Below are 24316 nucleotides of genomic sequence, written 5' to 3'. Positions count from 1 at the left end.
TCTATCCTCCTCCTTAATTTTCTTCCTCTTTACTCTTTAAAAGTATTTCCATCCATTTATCATCAGGTTTCTCTTGACTGTCATGATAAACTTCGACTGCATCCTTTTCTTCCATAAGTGACTGTATATCATGAATGTCATTTTGATTTCCAAAAATATTCCCCAAACCCTGATTGTGTTTTTTGTTACTTGTAAAATCTGTTGGAAAATTGTTTCCGAAGTTCACAGCTGAGGCATCTTCAATGTTCCCAATATGAATATCACCAATTGTGAATATAGAGGCAAGGGGATCACGTTCATTTACTTTATTCTCTTCGCTTCCAACAAATTTATATGGGATTTTCTTTTCATTAATGATAATAGATATATCTTCCGTTTTCGGTGTTTGTTTACTTCTAATCTTTTGCTTTTGAATTGTAGTGGGACGACCCTCCTGAAAAGTGTTTCCTATATTTAGGATACCACTTACCTCTTTTACATCTAGAGCCTCTAAATGATAGGACAAGTTTTCAAGAGTCAAATTTTCTACATGATCAATATGAAACTTATAATTTTTCTGCTCAGTATTGAGTTTTTCTTCTATTTGAACCATTCTTTTTTCTATATTTTGAAGGATTTTTATTATGGTTCCTTCATTTAAATCCATATTATCTCATCCCTTATCATTAGCACTTTAGACATTCGTAACATACCATGTGTTATAAGTTCATTTGATCGGTGTGAGGAAAGTTGAAATTTGAGATTACTGCCCCGCAGATTACATTTGAGGATATTACCGTAAGTAACATTGAAGATAATTCAGGGATTTTTATTGGGAAAAACTATCAACTTTATTGGAGGTCAACAATCAAAAGAAATAATTCGGGTTTCGGGAAGGTGCTTGGAAATGAAAATAAGCTATCTAACAATACACATCTTGTCCTAAATGATGATTAGAAAAATTTGGCTTGTCGCCAAGTCCTAATGGCGAAAGCCTTAGTTTTTCTTATACTATTATCCATAAAATTCATATGCTTTCTAATATTATAAAGATAATCAACAACCCTTCAATAACAATAGATAAATTACGTATTCCTCTCTCTTTTTACAGTTGTATTCCTTTTTATTTTATTTCCGCTTCCCATTACATTGCCGAACCCTTCAGAAGTCTTCTTTTGAACTCTCCAACGATATTGGACATTGTCTCCGAAAAATACACCTGAACTATTCGTGATATGTTGGACACTAATTGACTTGTATTGAACTTTCACCATCTTTAGTATCCCCTTTACATATAACATGATAATAAAATTCCCATTTATATAACGATATGCAAGTTTTAGACAATGAATACCTTGAAAGAGCAAAAAACCATCTATATTAAAGATGGTAAGGAGCCAATTAACTCTGCGTAACAACCTGGTTATTTTCCTTTTGATATTGTGAAAAATCCGCATCAATCAGATCATTATCATTAATTATATTAACGACTTGAGCAGCTACATTTTGATATCCTATCATTTTTCCTAATCCGTTATTACTTTTCCTATTTACCTGCCAATTTATTTGTGAATTGGTCCCGGTAAAAACTCCGGAATTTGACGATATAGAAGCAATATTGATATTACTAAATGTAATATTCATACACATTCTAAATCTGCGAAACTGTTTGTGGATTAATATTCTCCGGCTGAGCAATAGTAGTATCACATACATCTTGATCATTAATAATATTTGTACATCCTAAGATTACGGCGTTTACAGAATTTCCATTACCCGCATTAAATTTCCCTTGAGTATTCCAATCGGGTTGGCTGTTCTGGCCCGAGGCAATAATCGAATTGGAAGACATGCTTATAACATTTATTTGATTAAATACAACCGAAACAGGCACTAATGATTCCTCCATTCATAAAAGCTAATTTTACTTACTATATGCGTGTGAGAAAAGGAATGTGAGTCAGTTAGCTTCGGTATCCAAGTGTAATCCATGTCAATTTCTTTCCTATTCTCAGCCTGCACTACACAAATTTTGCAAACTAGTACTACCTATTGTAACTACAGCCAATATTGGGTAGAATCTTTTAGATACCTATTATAGTAGAAATATATTTTTCCTTTAAACATTCTGTCGAAAGGAGTTCAACATTATAAAAAAGAGTAAAAAGATTAAATTCATTATTATACTTGCGTTAACAACTCTTCTTTGTTTAATTACACTAAATATATTGGTTTCTTATTATACTGCTAAAAAGGCAGCAGAAATATCGGTAGGGAACAACGCACAAGTCATGGCTGCTTCAATTGCGAAAACAATTGATACAGATGCCTATGAGCGTTTTATTAAAAAACCTGAAAGAACGAAGGATTACTGGAAGATTAGACAATCTCTATATGAAGCACAAAAACATACGGCAGCTTTGCATGTTTATACATTATCTTTTCAGGATGCTAAGTCAAGACCCAAAGTCATGATTGCCGGATTTCCAAAAGATAATCAAAATTACTATACGATTGGAATGGACTGTTTGGTTCCACTGGATCAAATTCAACAAGCCTTCGCGAACAAGCCGTATGTAACAGGTAAAATTAAGGATCCACATTATGGAGAGTATATATCTGCCGGTGTACCTATTCAAAACAAACAAGGAGAAACAATCGGATTTTTAAGTATAGATATTGAAACAACAACCCTTGATCGAATTGGTGCTACAGTAATTGAGAACAGTATGCCAAGCTTTATCATAAGTGGACTGTTGGTCATTTTATTATTAATGATTTTTTTCATTATACAAAAATGGTACAAGCGTGAATTAATGAATCAAATTGGTGAAACAGAAGAAACATATCATGTTGAAATTCATTCATTAGTACAGTCTGTACGTTCATTACGTCATGATTTTGCCAACCATATTCAAGTTTTAAATGGGTTACTTAAACTAGGAAAACAGCAGGAAGCTCTGGATTATTCAAATTTAATGCGCGAAGAAGCAAAAGTCATCTATCAACTGCCAAGTAACGCTAAAAATCCAGCATTATCTGTTTTATCTCAAACTAAATCTCTTAAAGCACAGAATCATAATATTGATATTCAATTTCATATTTCAAATTCTTCCTTTGATTCCATCCAATCAATTGACCTGGTTAAAATCTTATCGAACTTGATTGATAATGCAATCGATGCAACAAGTGAACTTCCACATGACCAGCGTAAAATTGACGTTTACTGCGGAGACAACAACGTAGAATATGTGCTCCATGTAACAAACACAGGCCCTGTTATCCCAGCAGAGGAAAAAGAGAAAATTTTCATTCCGGGATATTCGACGAAATCGAAAAATGCAGAACGCAAAATTAGAGGCCAAGGGCTTTATATTGTGAAAAAAATAGTGGAAACTTATCATGGGGAGATCCACGTAGAATCGTTTGATGGCAGGACTTATTTTGAGGTGAAACTGCCTTTAAAGTAACTCGTTCTAATAAAAAATTAAAAGGTGGTTGCATGAACCAACCACCCCTTGCATCATTTCGTTAAAAAATTCTCCGTATAATACGGACGTGAATCACTACTAAACGCAACACCAACACCAAGCCCTTCAAAATCTGTTTGCAAAATATTTTCTCGATGACCTAGTGAATTCATCAATCCTTCATGTGCAAAAACACTGCTGATTTGTCCTGTAGCAAGATTCTCTCCAGCCATTTGATACGTAATATTGTCTTCTGTCATTCGATCAAACGGAGATTGACCGTTAAGATTGGTATGGCTAAAGTAGTTATGATCCGCCATATCCTGGCTATGGTCACGAGCTGTTCCCCGGACTGGTTCCTCCCAATTCAGTACAGATAGACCATGAGTCACTCTGGCGGCATTTGTTAAATCAAACAACTGGTACTCAAATCCTTCTTTCAACTCTTCACTTGGTACAGCAAAGAAGTTTTCTCTTTGATTTTCCAGTTCCTCACTGATAATTTGAATAGCTGTAACAGTATTTTCTTCATGCTTATCATAAAAGACTGTCACATAATTTTGGTCAATCCGAAATATATCATATTCCTCATTATTTTGAACTTGATAAAATACAAATCCTTTTTGAATGCTTGTAAGTGGATCATCCATCTCCGCTAGAACATCTTCCCTTGAACTTGCGAAGGAAATTCCCATTGTTGTTGTTAATAAATCCTGATTTGTATAAAGACCAGCAACCCGGTCTTGATTATCATACGAGACCATAATAAAGTTTTGGTAATTCTCGTGATACGTAACCCACTCAACTCCATACTCATTTAAAGACGATCGTTTTGCTGTCCCCACTTGCTGTTCGACCTGTTCCCGAGTGTCACCAATTTCTATATTATAAACCGAATATGACTGTTCAGAAGGAGCTTCAAGCTTCGGAGGCTCTACTACTTTTTGATTTTCCTCTTCCTTTTCCGGTATATTTTGAATAAGTCTCTGAAACAATTGCTGAATGTCATTACTCACTCTATTTATCGCAGAGATTACTTCAGGATTTTCCTTTATCTCTGTAATATCTGTACGAACTTCTTCAACTAAACCTTGAATACCGGCTTGATTAAAGGTCTCCCCATAAAAATACCAAAAACCGCCTGCAACCAAAAGCAAAGCAACAATATTTTGTACTCTCGGCAATAACGACACTCCTGTCCCGTATTTCTTTTAATCATGATTTTAGCAAAAATTAAGTTATAAAGATTGGAAAAAACTAACTTATCACCAAGTCCTAATGCAAAAAGCCTTAGTTTTTCTTAGACCCATCAATAAAATCTTATCCTATTTGATAGTAAAATAAAAAACAGCTTCTTTACAACTTTGACCTAATTAAAGCTGATTATAACGCCCGATTATGAAAATTTGGTGAAAAGACTTAAGGTGTTTATACACACTTTCGATACTTATTATCAAGAAAACAAGTATGTTAAAATAAAGGAATGACTAAAAGTAGAGTGGCTTAGGAGTGTAACCGAATCATGAATAAAAAAGATGTAGCAAATATTCGAAAACAATTCAAAATAAATAATGATTTACTCAAAATCTCTGACATTTTTAATGTGTATATTATGAAGGAATCAAGTGAGATTTATCATCATCAAAGCCAGCCATTTGAAATGCTTGATGATGATCAAAAAGAGCTATTTATGAGTAACTTTAAAAAGTTACTTGCCGGCAATTTGGATGAAAAGCTCTTTGAATTGAAGTTCCAACGAGATGCCGCCAATAGCAGCCAGCTTATTTTACATCAAGGATTACTCAGTACAGATGTGGAAGGCTGGAAGGAACAAATGCTTCAAATCGTAGGAAAAATGCTCCTTACCCGACAATATGAGATGGACATTGTCGTTACATTCATTCGTGGAGAATATTTAAAACCAACGAAACGTCGAAATGATGAAGCAGAAGAAAGTGAACGAGATACCGTTTACTCTCATCCCTTTATTTTATGCAGCATCAATAATACTCAAGAGCCCAAAAAAGAACTGCTTTTTGACTATGTTGAAAGAGAGTTTAAGTACAACTTTGTTGTTGATCCAATCATTAACCTTCATGCACCTATGGGCGGATTTCTGTTTCCTTGTTTTACTGATCATGCAGCAGATGTTAATCACATCTTATATTCATCAGGCAGAGTACATGAACCTGATCACCAATTCATTGAAGAGGTATTAAATGGCGAGGAAACGATGACCGCAAAAGATGATAAAATTGTTTTTGAGGAAATTATTAAGGATGTTACAGGAGATCAATTGAATACCTCCACTCTCTCTAATGTGTATGAAGAAATTAACCGGATGATTGTTGAAAATGAAGAGGAAGAACAACCAAAATTAGATTCAATTGATGTTGCACGAGTTCTAAAAATGAGTGGACTTGAAGATGTAAATACAGAAAAAGTCGAAACTTCCTTCAAAAAAATAATTGATGATGATAAATATGAGATAAAAGCAAACAGTGTTTTGCCGAAGTTTACATCAAAATCAATTAAAATCAATACAAAAATAGCAAATATTTCGATTAGCCCGCAAGATTTAAGGTACGTAAAACAAGTTCAATTAAGCGGCAAACGTTACCTAATGATTGAAGTGGAAGAAGATACTGTAATTGAAGGATTTACGATGATTCCGGAGGCTTTTGGTGTGAAACCGGAGGAAGAATAGAAATATTAAGAGTGAAACCTACTCAGTTAGTAGGTTTCACTCTTATTTTCATTTTTTATTTATTGTCAAAGGTACCTTCAAAAAGCAATTCTTTCAACGGACGGCGATCACTTGGTTGTTCACGCTCCTGGAGATTTTCTGGCAGTATTTCTTTTTCACCTTGATATCCAATCGCTATTACCGCATGAATTTCAATATCATCCGGCACATTTAAAACTTCACGAGCTTTCTCTTTTTCAAATCCTCCCATTGCATGGGTTACTAGACCTTTTTTATGTGCTTCTAAAGCCAAATATCCCCAAGCCGTTCCTGCATCAAAGGCATGCCAAGAGTTAGGGCCGCGTTCAGTAGTTTTTTTTGAAGCAACGACAGCTAATACAGGCGCTTTTTTACACCATACAAGGTTTCCAGGCATAATAAAAGAATGGAATTTTTCAAGATCTTCCTTTGTGCGAGCTATAATAAATCTCCAAGGTTGTATATTAGATGCTGATGGAGCCCAACGCGCTGCCTCAAAAAGGCTGAAAAGTACATTCTCCGGAATTTCCTTTTCCAAAAAAGATCTCGGTGACCAACGATTAATAAATTGAGGGGATACTTCGAAATTAGGTTTACGTATAGTTGAGACATTCACCATTTATAATCCTCCATGCTCAAGATATATTTATTTTAGCAATATTTTCCTTCCAATCAAAATATACGGCTTATGAATCAGTCTTTTTTAGTGATTTTTTGATTATTGTCATTCTAAATCTTATTACGGAAATTCGTTGCTCGCACTAAGGTGGGGGCTCCCTTAACTCTGATAGTGCTCTCTGATAGTGCTTTTTCAGCTGGCTTATGTTCCCGTATTTTACTGATTATGAAAAAATATTAAGAACAGTTACGTCCTTAATATTCTAAATTCACGAAAATTTTGTATTACCTTTACTTCCCTCTTCACTACTGTTCTATTCTAGTATACTAAGTAATCTATTTATCTATTCAAAAGTAAAAAAGCTTTTCACAGAACAAAAAATTCGATGTTATCCTGATAAAAACCAAAATAACACCGGATTTTCACTTACATATTTATATTTATATCTTTTCTCTCTTTACGCCTTTGAAAGTATTTCACAATAGCTGGATAGCTAATGGATAAGATCGTTAAGAAGATAAGAGTTACAGAAATTGGTGAGGCGAGGAAGATATCCATACTTCCATCAGATGATAATACTGCCTTTCGGAAATTTTGCTCCATGTCCGCTCCAACAATTAAAGCCAAAACAAGAGGTGCAATCGGGAAGTCTAGAACTTTAAGCATAAGCCCAAATAAGCCGAAAACCAACAGTAAGAAGAAATCAATAGCACTGTAACTTAGTGTATATGTCCCAATGAAAGCTAGTAACACGATAATTGGATAAAGTACTTTTGCCGGTGTATCAAGTATTTTTACAAGGACACCAACTAGTAAAATATTAATAATAACTAAGGCGATATTCCCAATAAACATACTATTAATTAGAGACCAAACAGTTGTTGGGTCGTTTTCGAATAGAAGTGGGCCTGGTTTAATTCCGAGCATAATAAGTGCTCCTAGCATGACAGCTGTTGTACCGGATCCTGGTATACCCATTGTTAATAATGGGATCATCGCCCCTACAGATGCGGCATTATTAGCAGACTCCGGAGCTGCAAGTCCTTCTACTGCACCCTTACCAAATTCCTCAGGCTTTTTAGAGATTTGTTTTTCTGTAGAGTAACTGATCATCGAAGCAATGGATCCACCTGCTCCAGGCAGAACTCCAATAATAAATCCAAGTGGTCCAGATCTTAAAATTGGCCACTTCGAACGTTTCCATTGCTCTTTACTAAACCAAATTTTCCCGACCTTTTTCTTTTCCTTCTTAAGGTGATCAATCGTAAGGAAATTGTACAATACCTCACCAATTGCATAAACCCCAATAATCACAATTAAGAAATCAATTCCTTCACTGAAATGTGGTATTCCCAATGTAAATCGATAAACACCCGTTTGTGTATCTATTCCAACTGTGCTTAATAATAGCCCCAGTGACATGGCCAAAAATCCTTTTATCATTTTGCCAATTGAAAGTGATACAATTGCAGAAAGAGTAAGCAGCATTAAAAGAAAATATTCTGCTGGTCCAAATTTTAAGGCAAAGTTTGCAAGGGGTTCGGCAAGGAAAATAAATCCGATAACAGCCATAATTCCACCAATAAAGGAGGCTACCGCTGAAATGGCCATTGCTTCACCAGCTTGACCCTTTTGAGCCATAGGATATCCATCAAAGGTTGCAGCAATTGCTGATCCATCACCAGGTGTATTTAATAAAATCGAACTTCTCGATCCACCATACATGGCACCATAGTAAATCGCAGCCATTAGGATAATCGCACTGATTGGCTCCATTCCAAATGTAATAGGTATCAATACCGCTACAGCTGTTGCTGGTCCAAGTCCCGGTAACATTCCTACGATTGTTCCTAAAAATCCCCCAATAATAACCCATAATATATTCATCGGCTCTAAAGATGTCATTAATCCTTCGAGAAAATTATTCATATCCATTCGATTCACCTCCTAAGGTAAGCTAACACCCAGTAATACACTAAATGCATACCAGGATAAAAATGAGAAACAAACCGTTACAATAACATTTACTTTCCACTTTTGTTTACCATTCACGACAAATAAAAGTGCGCCTAAGAATAGGACTGTTGAAAATAAAAATCCGATAATCTCGAAAATAAACGCATATCCTACTCCTAACAAAACAGTAAGTCCAATAAGTTTTGGAGTTCGCCCAGCAAGCATTAGTGTGATTTTTTTATTTTCTTTATTTAATGTTTTTAGTTCTTGGAATAGATACAAAACACTAAAAATCAATAATAGAAAACTTAAACCGATCGGAAAATAAAGAGGACCATTTGGATTACCCAAATTCGCTTTTGGCAGATTGAAAGATCCAACTAAAAAAAGGCAGCTTACTAAAATTAAAAATACCGGCATACCCATTTTAATGATTTTCATTAGAATTCGCCCCTTTCTATTTTTTATCTAAGGCACTTAGCTAAGTATCCTTACTGATGAAAAGTTAACCTTCCCTCTAGGAGGAAGGTTAACTTTATTTTTTTATCTTTCAATCTTTAATTAACGAGCCCAGAATTATTAACCAACTCTTTATATTGTTTCTCTTGTTCCTCTAAGAAGCTTTTTGTTTCTGAACTATTTTTATAGAAATCGTCCCAATCATTATTTTCAAGAACTTTTTGCCATTCTTCTGTCTTTACTAATTCACCAATTTTTTCATCCCAATATGCTATTTCTTCTTCTGTCATATCTGGTGGTCCCATAATTCCTCTCCAATGTGGGAAAACCATGTCAACACCTTGCTCTTGCCAAGTTGGAACATCCTCAAGTTCTTCTATTCTTTCCTCAGAAGAAACAGCTAGAATTTTAAGTTTTCCAGCTAAGTGTTGGTCTTTTACTTCTGATAATGCAGTCGTTATAACATCTACGTGGTTTCCTAATAATGCTGTTACAACGTCTCCGCCACCTTCATATACAAGAAAATCAAGTTGAGAAGGATCTCCACCATATTCACTAAAAGCTTGAACAAATGATAAATGGTCGTTATTTCCTAGTGCTGGACCTACTCCAATTTTTAAAGACTTTGGATCTTCTTTTAATTTTTTCATTACTTCTTCAGCTGATTTAAATTCAGAATCAACTGGAACTGCAATAGAAATCCATTCAGTTGCAAGTGTTGCAATTGGTGTAAATTGCTTATGTGTTAACTGACTTTGACCTAGTAAGTTGTTTGTAAGGAGTAAGCTTGAATTAACAGCTAAGTAGTGAGCATCCTTAGACTCTAAGTATTTCCAGCCTACTTCTCCCCCGCCGCCAGGTTTATTCATTACATTAATATTGCTATCTACTAAATTATTGTCCTTTAAACCTTGTTGAATCGATCTGGCTGTTAAATCCCATCCACCACCTGGTGATGCAGGAGCAACAATTTCAATATTTTCATTTGGAAATTCCTTATTTCCTGAGGCCGAATTTGAACATGCTGTTAAAATCGCCATCAATAAAAGTAAAATTCCTATTTTTTTCATAAAAACTAACACCCCTTTAAACGATTTTGGCTACGCCTACCCTCTTGCGATAAATGTGTGTTTCTCTATCTATGAATATCATATCTTTCAAGTTTTTTGATGTAAACGTTTTCAAAATATTGATTAATAAAGAAATTAAATTTAGTTTTGTTCATTTTGTTCACAAAACAGCAGAGAGACACAACTACTCTGCCTTTTTTGAGTAGTAGCGTCTCTCTGGTCTACCAACAATTCCATATACATGCTCAGATATAGCTTCACCAATCCCAACTAAATATTCAAGATATCTCCTTGCTGTTGTCCTTGATGCACCCATTTTTTTGCCGACTTTTTCTGATGTTATTCCATCGAATTCAAGTTCAATGATATCCTTTATTTTTTTTAGTGTGACATAATCAATACCTGATGGAAGCAATGGCTTTTCAATTTGTTTATCACCTGATCCAAACAGATGATCAAGAAGGTCTTGGCTCACTTCTGTAACAGACTTCAATAGCTCTTTTTTCTTTTTATACTGATCCATTACCTCTTTAAATCGTTCAATGGTAATTGGCTTTACTAAATAATGTTCTACCCCGTAGTTCAACGCTTTATTTACAAATGCCTTATCTGCTGCTGCTGTAATCATCATAATGTCGACTTCAGGATAGTTTTCTCTCATTTCTGCTAAAAGCTCTGTACCAAGCTGGTCAGGCATGTACACATCCAATAAAACTAAGTCCACTTCTAATTTTCCCAGTAATTCAAACGTTTCTTTTGCATTGCTTGCTTTTCCTATCAAATTCATCTGCTTCACTTCTGCCAAATATGCCTCATGAATTTGGGCAACACGAAAGTCGTCCTCAGCTATAATTACGTTAATCATCCCCATCTCCCCCTCTTTTTCTATTACTTTGGTAAAAATACAGAAAATACAGTCCCCTCATCTTCCGTACTTGTTAATTCGATCGAGCCACCCAGAAGTTCTACTTCTTCTTTTACATTTGCAAGGCCATACCCTCTTTTTTCACCCTTAAGTGACATACCTTTTTGAAAAATGGCTTCTTCCATGCCATTTGGAATCCCCTTGCCGCTATCTGTTACCTCGAACAAAACATCTTTCCCAAAATCAGTTGCAAAGAAGGAAACTCTTTTTTCTTCACTATCAGCAGCTGCATCAAATGCATTATCTAATATATTTCCTAAAATTATGATTAAGGGAGCAAGTTGGAATTTTTCTGATAGAGGTGAAACTGAACTTTCTTCTTCAATATGAAAATTCAATTTCTTTTCAGATGCTTTTGCAAGTTTCCCTAGTAAAATGGCTTGAATTTTCTCATCTTGTATATTGTTAAAAATAAGTTCGGTATGTTGTTCTTGTGATTTTGTTTCTTCTTGGATAAGCTGGATTGCTTCCTCCTTTTTGCCAAGTTGGATTAATCCTAATATGACATATAATTTATTTGTAAACTCATGTGCTTGTGCCCGCAAATCCTCTGAATACTGATTCACCTCAGAAAATGCATCAACCATCTTTTTCATTTCAGTTTTATCCCTAAAGGTAGCAACTGTTCCGACCCTTTCTCCATCCTCTAAGACCGGTCGTGTATTGACAATAATAGTTCTGTCCTCGTACTGCACTTCCTCATTTATGACATCTCTTTTTGAATCCATTAGTTTTAAAATATGATCAGATGTAATCATTTCACTAATCCTTTGAGCCTCTTCCCGGCTTGAAATATCCAAAATTTGTTGAGCTGATTTATTCATCATCGTAACCCTGCTGTATTGATCAATAGCAATAATACCTTCTTTAACTGATTGTAAAATTGCATTTCGTTCTCTAAATAATAAAGCGATTTCATAAGGTTCCAGCCCGAGAGTATCTTTGCGAATATTACGTGCAAGAACAGCACTTCCGATAATCCCTATAAGTAATACGACCCCAGAAGTAATAACCATTTCATTTACTTCACTGGTAATACGGTCACGAATTTTTATCATCTGGAATTCAACAACTACGGCCCCTTCGACTTTTGTATAATCTCCGTAATCAAGAATAATTGGAGCAATTCCTCTTAAAACCTCATTCTCTCCTTTTCCTACATGAGTAACATAAAAACTCCCGAATACAAGTGCTTTATATGTGTCCTGAAATTGATAAATAGACTCTCTGCCAGCTATTAGGTTCTTCTTGCGATTTTCAATAAAAATCCTTGAAGCATCTACTTGATTAGTCATCTTATTAATAATTAAATTCAAATTTTGCTTATTGTTATTTTGTTCCCGAAAAACATCCTGTACCGCAGGCATAAACGAGAGGGTTTGGGCTGTTTGAAGTGCCAATTCTTCAGCCTGTTTTACATCCTCTTTTGTTTCATTAAAAGCAAACGTAGCTGTTAGGACACCAACAACAAGTAAAATGAGAAAGAAAATAAAACCTAGAATTTTTATTTGTAATGTAAACTGAACTTTCATATCGCCCTCCATTTTACTTGTAAACAACTGTATTAAATATAATAGTATAATTTGAGATATTTATATTCATAATACATGATTGAATATTTCGACTCAAATGAACTTTCAAAAATATAACAAAAGAAGCCTTCCACTGTAAAACAATGAAAGACCTCATACAAATGTTAACCCAGTATTCATGCTAATAAATGATTCATTCTTTATTTCATGTAATTGAACTAGCTAGCCGCCCTGCTATGGGGCGGCTTTGTTTTAAAGAAAAAATAGGCAGCTACACAAGACTCTTTGTATACCAATGCTTAGGAATAATATCCTTCTCTAATTCGAGGAGTTCATTAATAATTTGATCTGCATCGGCAATCGAGTTAACTAGTGGGTCTGTTAACATCGCCCTTCTAAGTTTTTTATGGTCGCCTTCAACAATTGCTTCAGCTGTCAATTCATGTGTATCTAGCACTAGTTCTTGCATACCGCGGATTCCACGGGGCATTTCACCGACATGTAACGGCTTGACTCCGTCCTTATTAACTTCACATAACAGTTCGAGGAAGGCATCGTCGTTCATATTCGTTACAGCACCTTGATTGAGTGTATTAATGTAGAACGTTTTACCTAATCCGCCGACCATATTTTCAATAATATCTGTCGCATGGTCTGGACCAAATGAAGTCATATATTCCTCAATTGGTATTTCACCGCTTAAGAAGCCATCAATCTGTTGCCACATCTCCTCGTGACGCTTGTAACGATCCTCTGTTTCCCAAATCGATAACGGAGGAATCTCATCTTCTAGTTTACCGAGACCTTGCCAATAAGGAACATATTCCTTCGTGTGAGCAGTGCAGGTTGGAACAAATCCAAAGATGTCAAACAGCTGATAACTTATCGCATCATTAAAAAGAGCTTTTGCCCCTGTGTCGCCACCTACCGTTTCTGTCTCCGCTGATCGCTTCAACGATCCGGCAATCTTAGATAGTACATCCCGGCCTTCATATTCCGCTTTTAGCAGCCAAGTAAAATGATTAACACCGGCAATGCGTAAATCAAATTTACGATCAATTTCTTCTGTATACTCACTCTTGTTCCCAATAATCCCTGCTCTTTCCGCATAGATCACCTTCTTATGAGGCATATGGTGTGAATCACATAAGGCAAATGTTTTTAATTTTGGTGCGTAGCGTTTTAAAGCAATGCCATGAATTGTAGATGGATTAATATAGTTGATTACCCAAGCTTCCGGACAAATTTCTTCAATATCTCTTGCACACCGCATAATTTCAGGAAGCTCACGCATTGCTCGAAAAATTCCGCCAGGTCCGATCGTATCTCCAGAACACATTCTTATCCCATACTTCTCAGAAATCTCACAATCTATTCCTCTGTACTTTACCGTATCCTTAGCAAAACTTAGAACAACAAAGTCAGCATCCTTAAGTACATCTTTGCGATTGGTTGATCCCTCAATCTTTAAATCTACATTATTAGCTTCGACAACCATTCTTGCAAGTTTAACTAGCCTTTTTAGACGGTCCTCGTCTGTATCTACTAAAGATAATGTTCCTTTGTTTAGATACTCGGAATGTACCATCTGCCATATAACTTGTCGACCAAAGAATAAACTACCCGCTCCTAACACGACTACTTTCGGCTGATAAATCGTAATATGAATCTCCTCCAAACTTAATCATCTTAACCATTGAAATCGGATACAAAAAATTACAAGGAAGAACTAATTAAATGAAGATATACACCCCAATAATTAGTTGCTCTACTATTCATTATATTTATCCAGCCAACATTCAACATGCTAATGAGTAAGTATTTAATGTCAAATAGTAAGATCACTTTATCCATTATTACCTTTTGATATAATCATATATAGCTTACATGTCTAAAAGTAAGGAGTTGATCACTATAAATAACTTAAATATTTTTAATGAGCTTTCTGAGCTTATCATGCTTAGAATTAACGCTTGTAGTGAAATTGCTCACCCTCAAGATTGGATAGAGAATAAAAATCATCTGGACTATGACTTATGGTATATCAAGGAAGGGAAAATTGAAATCCATATTCATGATAAGGTTTTCCTTGCTTCTAAAGGAGATTTAATCCTCTTCAGACCTAAGATGACATATACTGCTAAATCTGTAGATTCTGGATGCAGCTTTATCTTTACACACTTTGACTTTGGGCTTGGAGAACACCTGGGAATTCTAGATAATTTTCAAATAGCAGGTGTTATCTCAAGAACACTTGTCAAAGAAGAAATTAATATGTTTTTGGATACATATGACCAGTATAAACAAATGAGTCCGATGTCGGGAATTCGGCTAAAGGGTTGTCTTACTATTTTAATCGCTAAGATTTTGGAGGATTATGGACTTGGACAATACAGAGGGGACTTTACTTCTCATGATGGTCTTAAGGGAAAACAGTCTATTAAACTAGACACCTTACAACCTGTCTTTATGTATATACAAGAACATTTGCATCAATCGCTCCGAGTTAAGGATCTCGCTACACTAGTGGGCATGTCGGAAAAATATTTCATTTCATATTTTAAACAAGCACTTGGTGTTACTCCTGGTCGTTACATCTATCAATTGAGAATGAATCGTGCACGCGAGCTGTTATATGACAAACGCTATTCAATACAACAAATTTCTGGCATGCTGGGATTCCCAGATCAATACAGTTTCTCAAAAGCATTTAAAAAATATTACAAAGTGCCACCTTCTCAATTTGTTTGGTAATTGATTCTCTATATTTTATAAAATTTATAATATAAAGACGGGACACTTAGAACTATTAAGGTAATATATACAATTTTATGAAATTATATATAAGCGGATCATATATTCTATTTATCTAAGGAATAGAAAACAGAAATCGAATCCGATTTCTGTTTTCTTTTTATTCATTAACTACTACAGCCTCCTCCACAACTGGAGCAGCTGGAGCCCCCTGAATCTCCACCACCACTTGAATCACCTGAATCACTGCTACAAGCAAAGCCGGAACAACTAGATCCTCCACCGGACGATATACCTTTTTGGTATTCTTCAGGAACAACTTCACTCATATGCTCATGAAATTGATCTTCATTGTATATCGAATAAAAGACCGCTGCCCCCGCTGCATATGTATATAGATTAGTGTCTACCGCCGATGTATGTGGAGCAAATTTCTTAGAATTTGTGTTTTGCAGCTCAGCCTCATGAATCTCATTTTTCATTTTACTAATTAAAAATCTTTTTACTTCCAGCCATTCTTCATTTTTTCTAAAATATTTCGATAATAGGTCATCTTCAGATAATAAACGAAAATCCTCTAGAATTTCACGCTTAATTGGGTTCTGTAAAAGGCGCCCCCAGATGGATCTACTGTTGTCAGTCACTTCAAATAAACTAATATACACCCAATCAAAAAAGGCACGTTCACCCGGTATCGGAGTACTATCCAGATTAGGTGTGTGGTGCAGTGTATCATTGTAAAAGTCCTTCGAAAACTTCTCATAGTCCCTTGTAAACATGAGCATTTCATGCCAAATTTCATCTACATGATGACTAAACATCGGGACTGACTTTAAAAGACTATTCATCACGAAATAACGTTTCAATTCAAACATTCCCCAGTCAAACTCATGATCCTTCCATTTCGGATGACTCTGCAGGACACGATTTTTCACATTATCTATATAAAAGTTTGATAGGGACAGATCGAGCTTATTCACAATCGGGATTGCTTCTACTACCTGTACACCTAGTTGTTCTGGAATAAGGTCATTCTTTAAAGACTTTTTCCTCCCTGCACCTAATGTGCGCCCCAGCAGAAAAAAGAGCCCCATCACAATAATCCCTATGAAAATCCCTGTCATGGTCCTCATCCTTTCAAATTCATGTTATATAATCCTCTTCATCTCTTAAATATACGAAATAACCTTAGGTAAGTTTCATTAAAGTTTCTAGCCTGATTATATTCATCGTTTTTTCCTTAATTTTTGAAACCAAGAAGATAATTTCACTCCATAGTAGAGGAACAAAAATGAACAGATTGTCATCATTGCATAACCTTGAACCGCAAATTGAAATGTCGTTCGTTCATCTGGTGAAAGCTGAATGCCGATTAGGATGCCTAGATAAATGATGATAATATCTCGTATAGGTTCATACCATTTGATCTTTCGCATTTTTAAATAGATAAAAAACTGTGAAAGAACAGTAAATAAAAGAGCGACGAATTCCCCAGAACTATCACTAAAGGATTTATCCACAATTCCCCAATTAGGAAACCAAAAGCAAATCATCAAGATCTGTGAAATAGATAAAAGAATTGTAAAGTAAAGGCCGCTCTTTCGTCCTTTTTTCTCTTTTTCCTCAACCAATTCTTGCTGCTCTTCTGTTAAAAAAATATTATCCAACCCGTCTGCCTCTGAACCAATTTCAAAGGAAAGTGCTCCTTCAAACCTCTTTTTTGGAATTGATTCAATAACTTCTGGATTGTTTGGGGTTGCTGTTAAGGCTTTATCGGTATGAAAAATGTCTACCCCGTGCTTTTGAAATATATCAATCCATTTATTAAGTGATCCTTCATCCCAATGAGCAAAACTTGTAACCTTTAATTGATTATTGGTACTGACACCACAGATTAATATTTTTGCCGACCTTACTGGAATAAGTTTCGTCCTATCATGATGAACACTATACTTGTATTTTGCCTTTAATCGATAATCCATTCCAATTAAAACATACTTCATATTTTCATAAGGTAGGAAAAATTCTTGTTCAATACCTTTCTTTTTGTCTTTTGCGTAGTAATCATAACCTTTTTCACCAACACGGATTTTTATAATGAAGTCTAAATACTTTCGTAAATTTTTATAACTAAACCACGAAAGTCCAAGAAAGAAAACACAAATCACAAATAAAAGAATTGAGATACCCAGCCCAGTCTCTGAGACTTCTTTGGCAGTTAAAACAAAAATACCCATTCCCAGTAAAAAGAACAAGGAGATTAACCCAATATGGCAACCAATGGCCCACTTTGGAAGCTGATTCGTAAAATTCAAATGATCTTTCGTTTGCATTTCCATAAGTCAACAACTCCTCCTATTCCCTATTTTACCAGAAACAGTAAAGTGGTAATGAATTATTCTATATAGATCTATAGTTAAATTCCCCATCCTGTACTAGCAATTTTACGAAAACCTATCTTTGAGAGAAGAGTAAAAAGAAAAAAGCTCCCCAAAAGATCAGTGAACTTTTGAGAAGCCTTGATTACTATTCTTTAGGGAGGAGGCTCAAAAAACCTGCCCAACCTCCTCTTATTCTCTACCTTTAGCGCGTTGATTTATTGCATCAATATCATAAGGATAGCTTACAAATAATTCACTCGCTTCAGTTAAGTGTTTGAGTTGATCCTTCGTTAAAGACCATCCAGCAGAGCCTAAGTTAGCTTCAAGCTGTTCCATTGTACGTGCACCGATAATTGGGGCCGTAACTCCGCGACTGTTTAGAAGCCAGTTGATTGCGGTCTGAGCCGGAGTCTTACCTGCTTCTTCTGCAACACTATATAACGTATCTAACAAATTCCACGTAAAATCATTATTATACTTATCCCATGTCTCACTATAACCTTTTTCTTCAGCAACAGATATACGAGAATCTTCTGGCGGCTTAACCATGTCACGTGTAAACTTACCACTTAACCATCCTCCGCGCAGCGGACTCCATGGGATGACGCCTAATCCTTCATTTTCACAAACATCAATCAATTCATATTCGGTTGCACGACATAACAAATTATATTGGGGTTGTAGGCAAACAAATTGTTCCCAACCTTTTTGTTTACTTAAGTCTATTGCTTTTTGAAGCTGCCAACCTTTAAAGTTACTTGCTCCAATGTAACGTACAAGACCTTCACGAACAAGATCATTTAACGTGCTTAACGTTTCTTCTAAAGGTGTTCGAGGATCCCATGCATGAACCTGATAGAGATCAATATAGTCAGTTCCCAGGCGGTGTAAGCTTTCTTTAACACCTGAAATAATATGTTTTCTGCTCAGCCCAACATCATTTGGTCCTTCACCCATAGGGAAACGAACCTTTGTTGCAACAACGTAATCATCACGATTTTGGTTCTTTAACCACTTACCGACGATTTCTTCTGAAGCACCACGAGTATAGACATCAGCAGTATCAATAAAATTCCCGCCTTCTTCAGCATAACGGTCTAAAATACTGAAGCTATCCTTTTCATTGGTTTCACGACCTAATGTCATCGTTCCAAGACATAGTTCACTTACTTGTAAACCAGTTTTCCCTAGATAACGATATTCCATTGATTCATCACTCCTAATAGAATATTTCATTTAAACCTGACATTATTTGAAAAGGGTAGTGTGAACTGAGTGCGCTCACTCTCTACCATATCGGTACAAATCCATCAATCTCTTTTAAAACTGATTCAATTTCAGTTAATACATCGTTAGAAAGCTCAACTTCAGAGGCTTTCACATTCTCAATTACCTGTTCTGGGTGGCTTGCTCCAACAATTGCCGAACTAACACCAGGTTGTCTTAAGATCCAGGCAACAGCTAATTGAGATAATTTAAGACCTAAATCATTCGCAATTCCTTCCAAACGGGCAACTCGTTCTAACACTTCATCATTTAAGTAGCTTTTAATCCAACGATTGATGTTTTCATTAGCTGCACGCGTGTTGGAAGGAATCTCTTGACCAGGTTTATATTTACCTGTAAGAATTCCTTGTGCTAACGGGGAAAAGACAACCTGTCCGATTCCAGCTTTTTCAGAAACAGGTAAAACTTCTTTTTCGATATAACGTACAAGCATGTTATAGATTGGTTGATTTGAAATAAGTGGACGTAGATTTTTTTCTTTTGTTATATGAACTGCATCGGTGATCTGTACAGCAGTCCACTCACTAACACCATAATATAAAATTTTACCTTGCTGAACTAAATCATCTAATGCGCGTAAAGTTTCTTCTGTTGGCGTTTCTTCATCAAATCGATGACATTGATAAAGATCGAGATAATCAACACCTAATCGTTTTAAACTCGCATCACATTGCTCAATGATATGTTTTCGTGAAAGACCTCGGTCATTCGGACCATCTCCCATCGGGAAAAACACTTTCGTAGCAAGCACATAGCTTTCTCTGGAATAAGATTTGAGGGCTTCACCAACCACTTTCTCAGCTTCTCCTCCATTGTATGCGTTTGCAGTATCAAAGAAATTAATACCAAGTTCATATGCTTGATGAATACAATCAATGGCATTTTGGTTTCCTACTGTTTCCCCATACGTTAGCCAGCTTCCAAGCCCAATTTCACTAATTTTCAAACCGCTGTTGCCTAAACGACGATACTTCATTTTGAAACACTCCTATGAATTTTAGTTTGATAACGGAAAAAATTGTTCCTAGAGAAGATATAAATCGCTAAAAATGTTTATATTTCTCTAAATAAGACTGAGAGCAAATCAATAGGTTTTAAAAAGCCTTCAAGTTGTTCGTGAATATTTGAATAATCAAACAATAAACAACCTTGTTTTTATAGTATAAAGAGTAAAGAAATTCATTTAAAGTACTGAATTTTTTTTGATATAGTAAGAAAAAGGTTAGATAATATAAAATTTATAGTAGCTACTATTGGGGTAAGGGAAGGAAAATGCGATGAAATTATGGCATATTAGAGAATTCCCGGTCAAGTCTTCCTTTTACTTCGAGACCAGCTTTCAAATCAAACATCTGGGAAGCTAGTTATTTATGTATCCATTACTTTATATATATCCTATTTTGTCAAATATTGACTCGGAATCTGCAGATATTTCCCGGGAATTTGTTGAAATTTGAAAAATAGTATGTCCGAATTGTCAGAACAAGTGAATTTCTGTTTTTGATTATTTCACCTTGGGAATATAACTTGTTTGCAACCTCTATATCGCTCCCTGATACGTTTAATCATATACATATCGCCCTGTAATATGACCATACAGACAAACAAGGTGTTGATTCCCCACTTCTACTGCTAACTTCTAGTAACAAAAAGTCGTTTTAACATTTGTAAATGATATATCGCATATCGATCCACCATTTCTATTAAAACGTGAAGCTTTTGGTCTTATTTACAAGATATATCGCCCAGCGATACAACAACAAAAAGAGCCACTCTATCCAGCTATTTATCTAATACTATTTCTGAAAATAGTATTAGATAATATCATCATTGCACCTTATTTTCGAAATAAGGAGAATAGCCATCCCCATTTTTCTTTAGGTTGTTGTATCGATACTTCTAAGCGTTTATTAAAATCGTTTTGTGCACTCCATTCTTTTTTCTGTTCCTCCCGCATATTTTGTAATTCTTTTTGTAAGTGTTCACTTCTTTGTTTTTCTTGTTGCAGTAATGTTTCGTAATGCGTGTTTTGTTGTTCCGTTAATTTTTCAATTTTAGCATTCGTTCTTTGTGCTGAATTTGCGATGCTTGAACTTATAACATGATGGTCTTGTTGGAGTTGGGAAACATGTGTTTTAAGTTGTGATATATCGTTTGTCAATTGGACATTCATTTCACGTGCCGCAGCAAGCTCATTCACTAAAAACCTTAGAGCTTCTTTTACTTGATTAGAGTCGTATGATAAATTTTCATATGTATCGTTTATCGCTATGTCTGTTTCATCAGATGCTTCTAATCTTTCTTTTTGTTGAGCCACAAGCTCTCTGGCTGTATCGTCCAGGGGCTTGTCCGTATCGCGTAACGCTATAAGTGCTCTAATGTCAGATTGAACAAAGATACGCCGGTCGCCATCTTTCAAAAATTCATATCCATTCCGCTCTAAAATTTGTCCATACTTTCGAACTGTGGGAGTTGCAATTCCCACTTCTTCCGCCACTTCTTTGGAAGAGAATGCTCGTTCATTTGCTTGTATATCGTGTCGCATATCGCACCTCCTTCCATCCAATATGAAGGTTTTTAAAGTTATCTGCAAGAGTCATATCGCCCATATCTTCCAATTGTGGTGAATGCCATAAAGCACATATGATTAATAAAAAAGAAAATGCCTCCGCCAATTGAGTGATGAAAGACCTTTTCTAATATAACCATGGGCGAAAAAGTAGACTTTAATGAGAAGCTTAAATTAATATTATCAATGTTAGTAAAATGGTAGCCATTCAAATCAGTAATAAGATTAGAATTCTTTTATCAGTTAAGGTAGACACTTTACAATTCCCTCCACTATTACGTATTTATATGATTAGGTATCGTAAACCAAATGTGTGCTCCACCGTATTTAATAGAGTTTCTAGCGGAAATTGATCCATTATGTTTCTCGATGATCGTTTTAGCAATATATAACCCTAAGCCCGAATGTACTTTATGTGTAGATTGAGAGTGATTTTCTTGATGAAATTTTTCAAAGATTTTAGTCATGTTTTCTTCTAAAGATATCCCTGGACCCGAATCATGGACATGAAATGATAACTCATCAGGGCAAATGTCGATATCAATCTGAATTGTACCCTTGTATGGAGTAAATCGCAGACTATTCATTAAAATATTATCAATCACTTGACTTATTCGCTCTTTATCCAATGTAAATATTTCTACATCATGATCATTCGTAATCGATACAGCAAGAGCGATCTGTTTTTTATCTGCTAGATAGGAAAAGTTCGTTAACTGTTCTTTGAAGAATGGTTTAATCTTTACCCTATGTAAAAATAATTTAAAGGAGAAACTATCTAACTCTGTAACAAGATTTATATCATTTAAAAGCTTTGATGTACGATCGACATTTGATGTAATGGTTTGTAAGTAAGCAAATAGTAAGTTTTCATTTTTCCAAAGACCTTCTAATAAACCTTCTGCATGACCCTTAATGATTGTCAAAGGGGTTTTTAAATCATGGGATATGGCTTTAAGGTAATCTCTTTTATCCTGCTCCAGCTTCCATTGATGGGTCAAACTAATTTCTAATTCGTTTCTCATTTGTTCGAATGAACTTGTTAAATCGCCTATTTCGTTTTTTACATCGTATTCAATTTTAAAATTTAAATCTTTATTCTTAATCCTATTTGATGCCTCAATTAAATTATGGATAGGGGTCGAAACCCTCTTCCCAATTATGTTAGATATGAATAAGGTTAGCAAAATAATATAGATAAATGGAGATGATATTAACCCTACGACAATTAGGAGTGGCCATGTCGAAGAATACGACATTTTAATATCATAATTAAGAGCTACAGCTCCTATTAGGTTATTATTCTGGCTTAAGAGTGGAACATAATAAGTAAGGTTATTTTCATCACTTTTGCTATGAACCTTTTCATTAATGTTATGGATTAAAGGATTGGAAGGACTAATAAGATTTACGGATAAAGTTCCATATACTTTCCTTCCTTCAGAATCAAGCACTTGATATGTAATACCTTCTCTCGGTATAATTTGCTCCAAACTTTCCTGCTCATTTTGATCAAGTAACTTTTGTCCTTTTTTGTTAATATAGTCCTCAATGATTGGTAGTTGTTGTTCATAGTAATTTGCCGGCTTCACTTTATCGTTATTTTCAATTAAGTAATTTATTCCTATAATCATCGTGAATAATGTTAAAACGATGCTACCTGTCATAATAAAGAAAAAACCGATTTGTAGTTGTTTTTTTATTGATAGGTTTCTCAGCATTTAGTAATACTCCACTTGTATCCGATTCCCCATGATGTTTCAATGTATTTATAATCAGGATCAAGTAAGGCTAGCTTTGTTCTAATTTTTTTTATATGCTCAACAACTGTTAATAAATCAGACTCACTATTATATCCCCAGACTTGATTAAATAATTGCTCCTTTGTCAAAACCTGCTGAGGGTGTAAAGCAAACATTTTTAATAAATCAAATTCTGTCTTCGTAAAACGAATGGGTTGATCCTTAACAAACACTTCATGGGACTTTAAATTTATTTTTATATTTTCAAAGGATAGTACATGTTTTTGTTCCTCATCCTCAACGTTTTTTACTCTCCTTAAATTAGCTATGATTCTAGCTTTAAGCTCGCTTATACTAAAGGGTTTGTGGATATAGTCATCTCCACCTATCATCAATCCTTCTATTTTTGATTTTTCAGTGGCATCAGCGCTTAGGAATAAGATCGGGCAAGACAACGATTTCCTTATTTCTTTACATACATGAAATCCGTCCATATCTGGCAACATGACGTCTAATATCACTAAGCTAATCTCATCTGTTAGCATTTCAATGGCACTCGTTCCATTTAAAGCAGTTACAACAGAATAGCCTTCTAATAAGAGAATTTCTTTTAGGAAATTGACGATTTCCTGTTCATCGTCTACGACTAAAATGGTATTCGTAATGGTACTCCCCCCCCCCTTTATTTTTCATCGAGTCTTTGATCGAGGTACTTGTAATCTAAACCTTTTTGAAATGGTTGTTTTTTAATAGGTTCTTTGACAAAATCTGTTTAAGGTTGATTAAGCAGATTGCAAGACTCCTGCTTAAAAATGCATATGCGGTTGTTTAACCCCGCCAGTCTTAAG

23 protein-coding genes are annotated in these 24316 nt (G+C 35.2%); 4 read left to right on the top strand and 19 right to left on the bottom strand.

Translation table 11 applies throughout. The annotated features are described in order from the left end of the window. Positions 1–13 precede the first annotated feature (13 nt). Entirely contained in the window at positions 14–646 is a 633-nt protein-coding gene (locus BK577_RS13080) for a hypothetical protein (protein ID WP_245823473.1), read from the bottom strand. An 83-nt stretch (positions 647–729) separates the two neighbouring features. Here BK577_RS13080 and BK577_RS13075 point away from each other — a divergent pair, with 83 nt between their 5' ends. Next, a complete protein-coding gene (locus BK577_RS13075) occupies positions 730–936 on the top strand; it encodes a hypothetical protein (RefSeq protein ID WP_078433199.1) in 207 nt (68 codons plus the stop codon). A gap of 128 nt (positions 937–1064) precedes the next feature. On the opposite strand, the gene BK577_RS13070 is transcribed toward BK577_RS13075, so the two are convergent. From BK577_RS13070 to BK577_RS13060, 3 genes are all read right to left on the bottom strand, one after another. Beyond that, positions 1065–1253, bottom strand: coding sequence for a hypothetical protein (locus BK577_RS13070; protein WP_078433568.1), 189 nt, complete (start codon positions 1251–1253; stop codon positions 1065–1067). A 127-nt stretch (positions 1254–1380) separates the two neighbouring features. Then, on the bottom strand, positions 1381–1629 hold the full coding sequence (locus BK577_RS13065) for a hypothetical protein (protein ID WP_078433198.1): 249 nt from the start codon (positions 1627–1629) through the stop codon (positions 1381–1383). 1 nt (position 1630) lies between these two features. Further along, positions 1631–1873 (bottom strand): hypothetical protein, encoded by a 243-nt coding sequence (locus BK577_RS13060; RefSeq protein WP_078433197.1) that lies wholly within the window; start codon positions 1871–1873, stop codon positions 1631–1633. Between the two features lie 397 nt (positions 1874–2270). On the opposite strand from BK577_RS13060, the gene BK577_RS13055 reads away from it, so the two are divergent. Further along, positions 2271–3449, top strand: coding sequence for a sensor histidine kinase (locus tag BK577_RS13055; protein WP_078433196.1), 1179 nt, complete (start codon positions 2271–2273; stop codon positions 3447–3449). 53 nt (positions 3450–3502) lie between these two features. Here the strand turns inward: BK577_RS13055 and BK577_RS13050 are convergent, their stop codons facing one another. Continuing rightward, a complete protein-coding gene (locus BK577_RS13050; protein WP_245823472.1) occupies positions 3503–4642 on the bottom strand; it encodes a CAP domain-containing protein in 1140 nt (379 codons plus the stop codon). Between the two features lie 329 nt (positions 4643–4971). Between BK577_RS13050 and BK577_RS13045 the strand changes: the two genes are divergently transcribed. After that, a complete protein-coding gene (locus BK577_RS13045; RefSeq protein ID WP_078433194.1) occupies positions 4972–6156 on the top strand; it encodes a DUF4317 domain-containing protein in 1185 nt (394 codons plus the stop codon). Between the two features lie 55 nt (positions 6157–6211). Here the strand turns inward: BK577_RS13045 and BK577_RS13040 are convergent, their stop codons facing one another. The 7 genes from BK577_RS13040 to BK577_RS13010 all read right to left on the bottom strand — a co-directional run bounded on the left by BK577_RS13040 (position 6212) and on the right by BK577_RS13010 (position 14404). Beyond that, positions 6212–6793 carry a nitroreductase family protein gene (locus BK577_RS13040; RefSeq protein WP_078433193.1) on the bottom strand — a complete coding sequence of 194 codons (582 nt, stop codon included), beginning with the start codon at positions 6791–6793 and terminating at the stop codon, positions 6212–6214. A 426-nt stretch (positions 6794–7219) separates the two neighbouring features. Further along, a complete protein-coding gene (locus BK577_RS13035) occupies positions 7220–8722 on the bottom strand; it encodes a tripartite tricarboxylate transporter permease (RefSeq protein WP_078433567.1) in 1503 nt (500 codons plus the stop codon). An 18-nt stretch (positions 8723–8740) separates the two neighbouring features. Beyond that, entirely contained in the window at positions 8741–9190 is a 450-nt protein-coding gene (locus BK577_RS13030) for a tripartite tricarboxylate transporter TctB family protein (RefSeq protein WP_078433192.1), read from the bottom strand. Positions 9191–9306: 116 nt separating this feature from the next. After that, the gene (locus BK577_RS13025; protein WP_078433191.1) at positions 9307–10278 is read right to left on the bottom strand and encodes a tripartite tricarboxylate transporter substrate binding protein; all 972 of its coding nucleotides are present in this window, start codon (positions 10276–10278) and stop codon (positions 9307–9309) included. Between the two features lie 184 nt (positions 10279–10462). Continuing rightward, positions 10463–11143 (bottom strand): response regulator, encoded by a 681-nt coding sequence (locus BK577_RS13020; protein ID WP_078433190.1) that lies wholly within the window; start codon positions 11141–11143, stop codon positions 10463–10465. Between the two features lie 23 nt (positions 11144–11166). Then, positions 11167–12735, bottom strand: coding sequence for an ATP-binding protein (locus BK577_RS13015; RefSeq protein WP_245823471.1), 1569 nt, complete (start codon positions 12733–12735; stop codon positions 11167–11169). Between the two features lie 271 nt (positions 12736–13006). Continuing rightward, the gene (locus BK577_RS13010) at positions 13007–14404 is read right to left on the bottom strand and encodes a family 4 glycosyl hydrolase (protein ID WP_425435942.1); all 1398 of its coding nucleotides are present in this window, start codon (positions 14402–14404) and stop codon (positions 13007–13009) included. Between the two features lie 287 nt (positions 14405–14691). Here BK577_RS13010 and BK577_RS13005 point away from each other — a divergent pair, with 287 nt between their 5' ends. After that, entirely contained in the window at positions 14692–15489 is a 798-nt protein-coding gene (locus tag BK577_RS13005) for an AraC family transcriptional regulator (RefSeq protein WP_245823470.1), read from the top strand. Between the two features lie 167 nt (positions 15490–15656). On the opposite strand, the gene BK577_RS13000 is transcribed toward BK577_RS13005, so the two are convergent. From BK577_RS13000 to BK577_RS12970, 7 genes are all read right to left on the bottom strand, one after another. Then, a complete protein-coding gene (locus BK577_RS13000) occupies positions 15657–16613 on the bottom strand; it encodes a glycine-rich domain-containing protein (protein WP_139367304.1) in 957 nt (318 codons plus the stop codon). 102 nt (positions 16614–16715) lie between these two features. Beyond that, positions 16716–17828, bottom strand: a complete 1113-nt coding sequence (locus BK577_RS12995; protein ID WP_078433185.1) for a hypothetical protein — start codon at positions 17826–17828, stop codon at positions 16716–16718. Positions 17829–18059: 231 nt separating this feature from the next. Continuing rightward, positions 18060–19076: an aldo/keto reductase gene (locus tag BK577_RS12990; RefSeq protein ID WP_078433184.1), complete on the bottom strand. Its 1017-nt coding sequence runs from the start codon at positions 19074–19076 to the stop codon at positions 18060–18062. 82 nt (positions 19077–19158) lie between these two features. Then, on the bottom strand, positions 19159–20133 hold the full coding sequence (locus BK577_RS12985; protein ID WP_078433183.1) for an aldo/keto reductase family protein: 975 nt from the start codon (positions 20131–20133) through the stop codon (positions 19159–19161). Between the two features lie 861 nt (positions 20134–20994). Next, positions 20995–21702 carry an SH3 domain-containing protein gene (locus tag BK577_RS12980; protein ID WP_078433182.1) on the bottom strand — a complete coding sequence of 236 codons (708 nt, stop codon included), beginning with the start codon at positions 21700–21702 and terminating at the stop codon, positions 20995–20997. 299 nt (positions 21703–22001) lie between these two features. Next, positions 22002–23447 (bottom strand): sensor histidine kinase, encoded by a 1446-nt coding sequence (locus tag BK577_RS12975; protein ID WP_078433181.1) that lies wholly within the window; start codon positions 23445–23447, stop codon positions 22002–22004. Then, complete coding sequence (locus tag BK577_RS12970) at positions 23441–24121, bottom strand: response regulator transcription factor (RefSeq protein ID WP_342743293.1); 681 nt, start codon at positions 24119–24121, stop codon at positions 23441–23443. Before BK577_RS12970 ends, BK577_RS12975 begins: the two co-directional genes overlap by 7 nt. Between the last annotated feature and the right edge of the window lie 195 nt (positions 24122–24316).

Source organism: Metabacillus halosaccharovorans (genome assembly GCF_002019635.1).
Taxonomy (GTDB): Bacteria; Bacillota; Bacilli; order Bacillales; family Bacillaceae; genus Metabacillus; species Metabacillus halosaccharovorans.
Note: the sequence above shows the minus strand (reverse complement) of the source record. Positions and strands in the feature narration are given on the sequence as shown.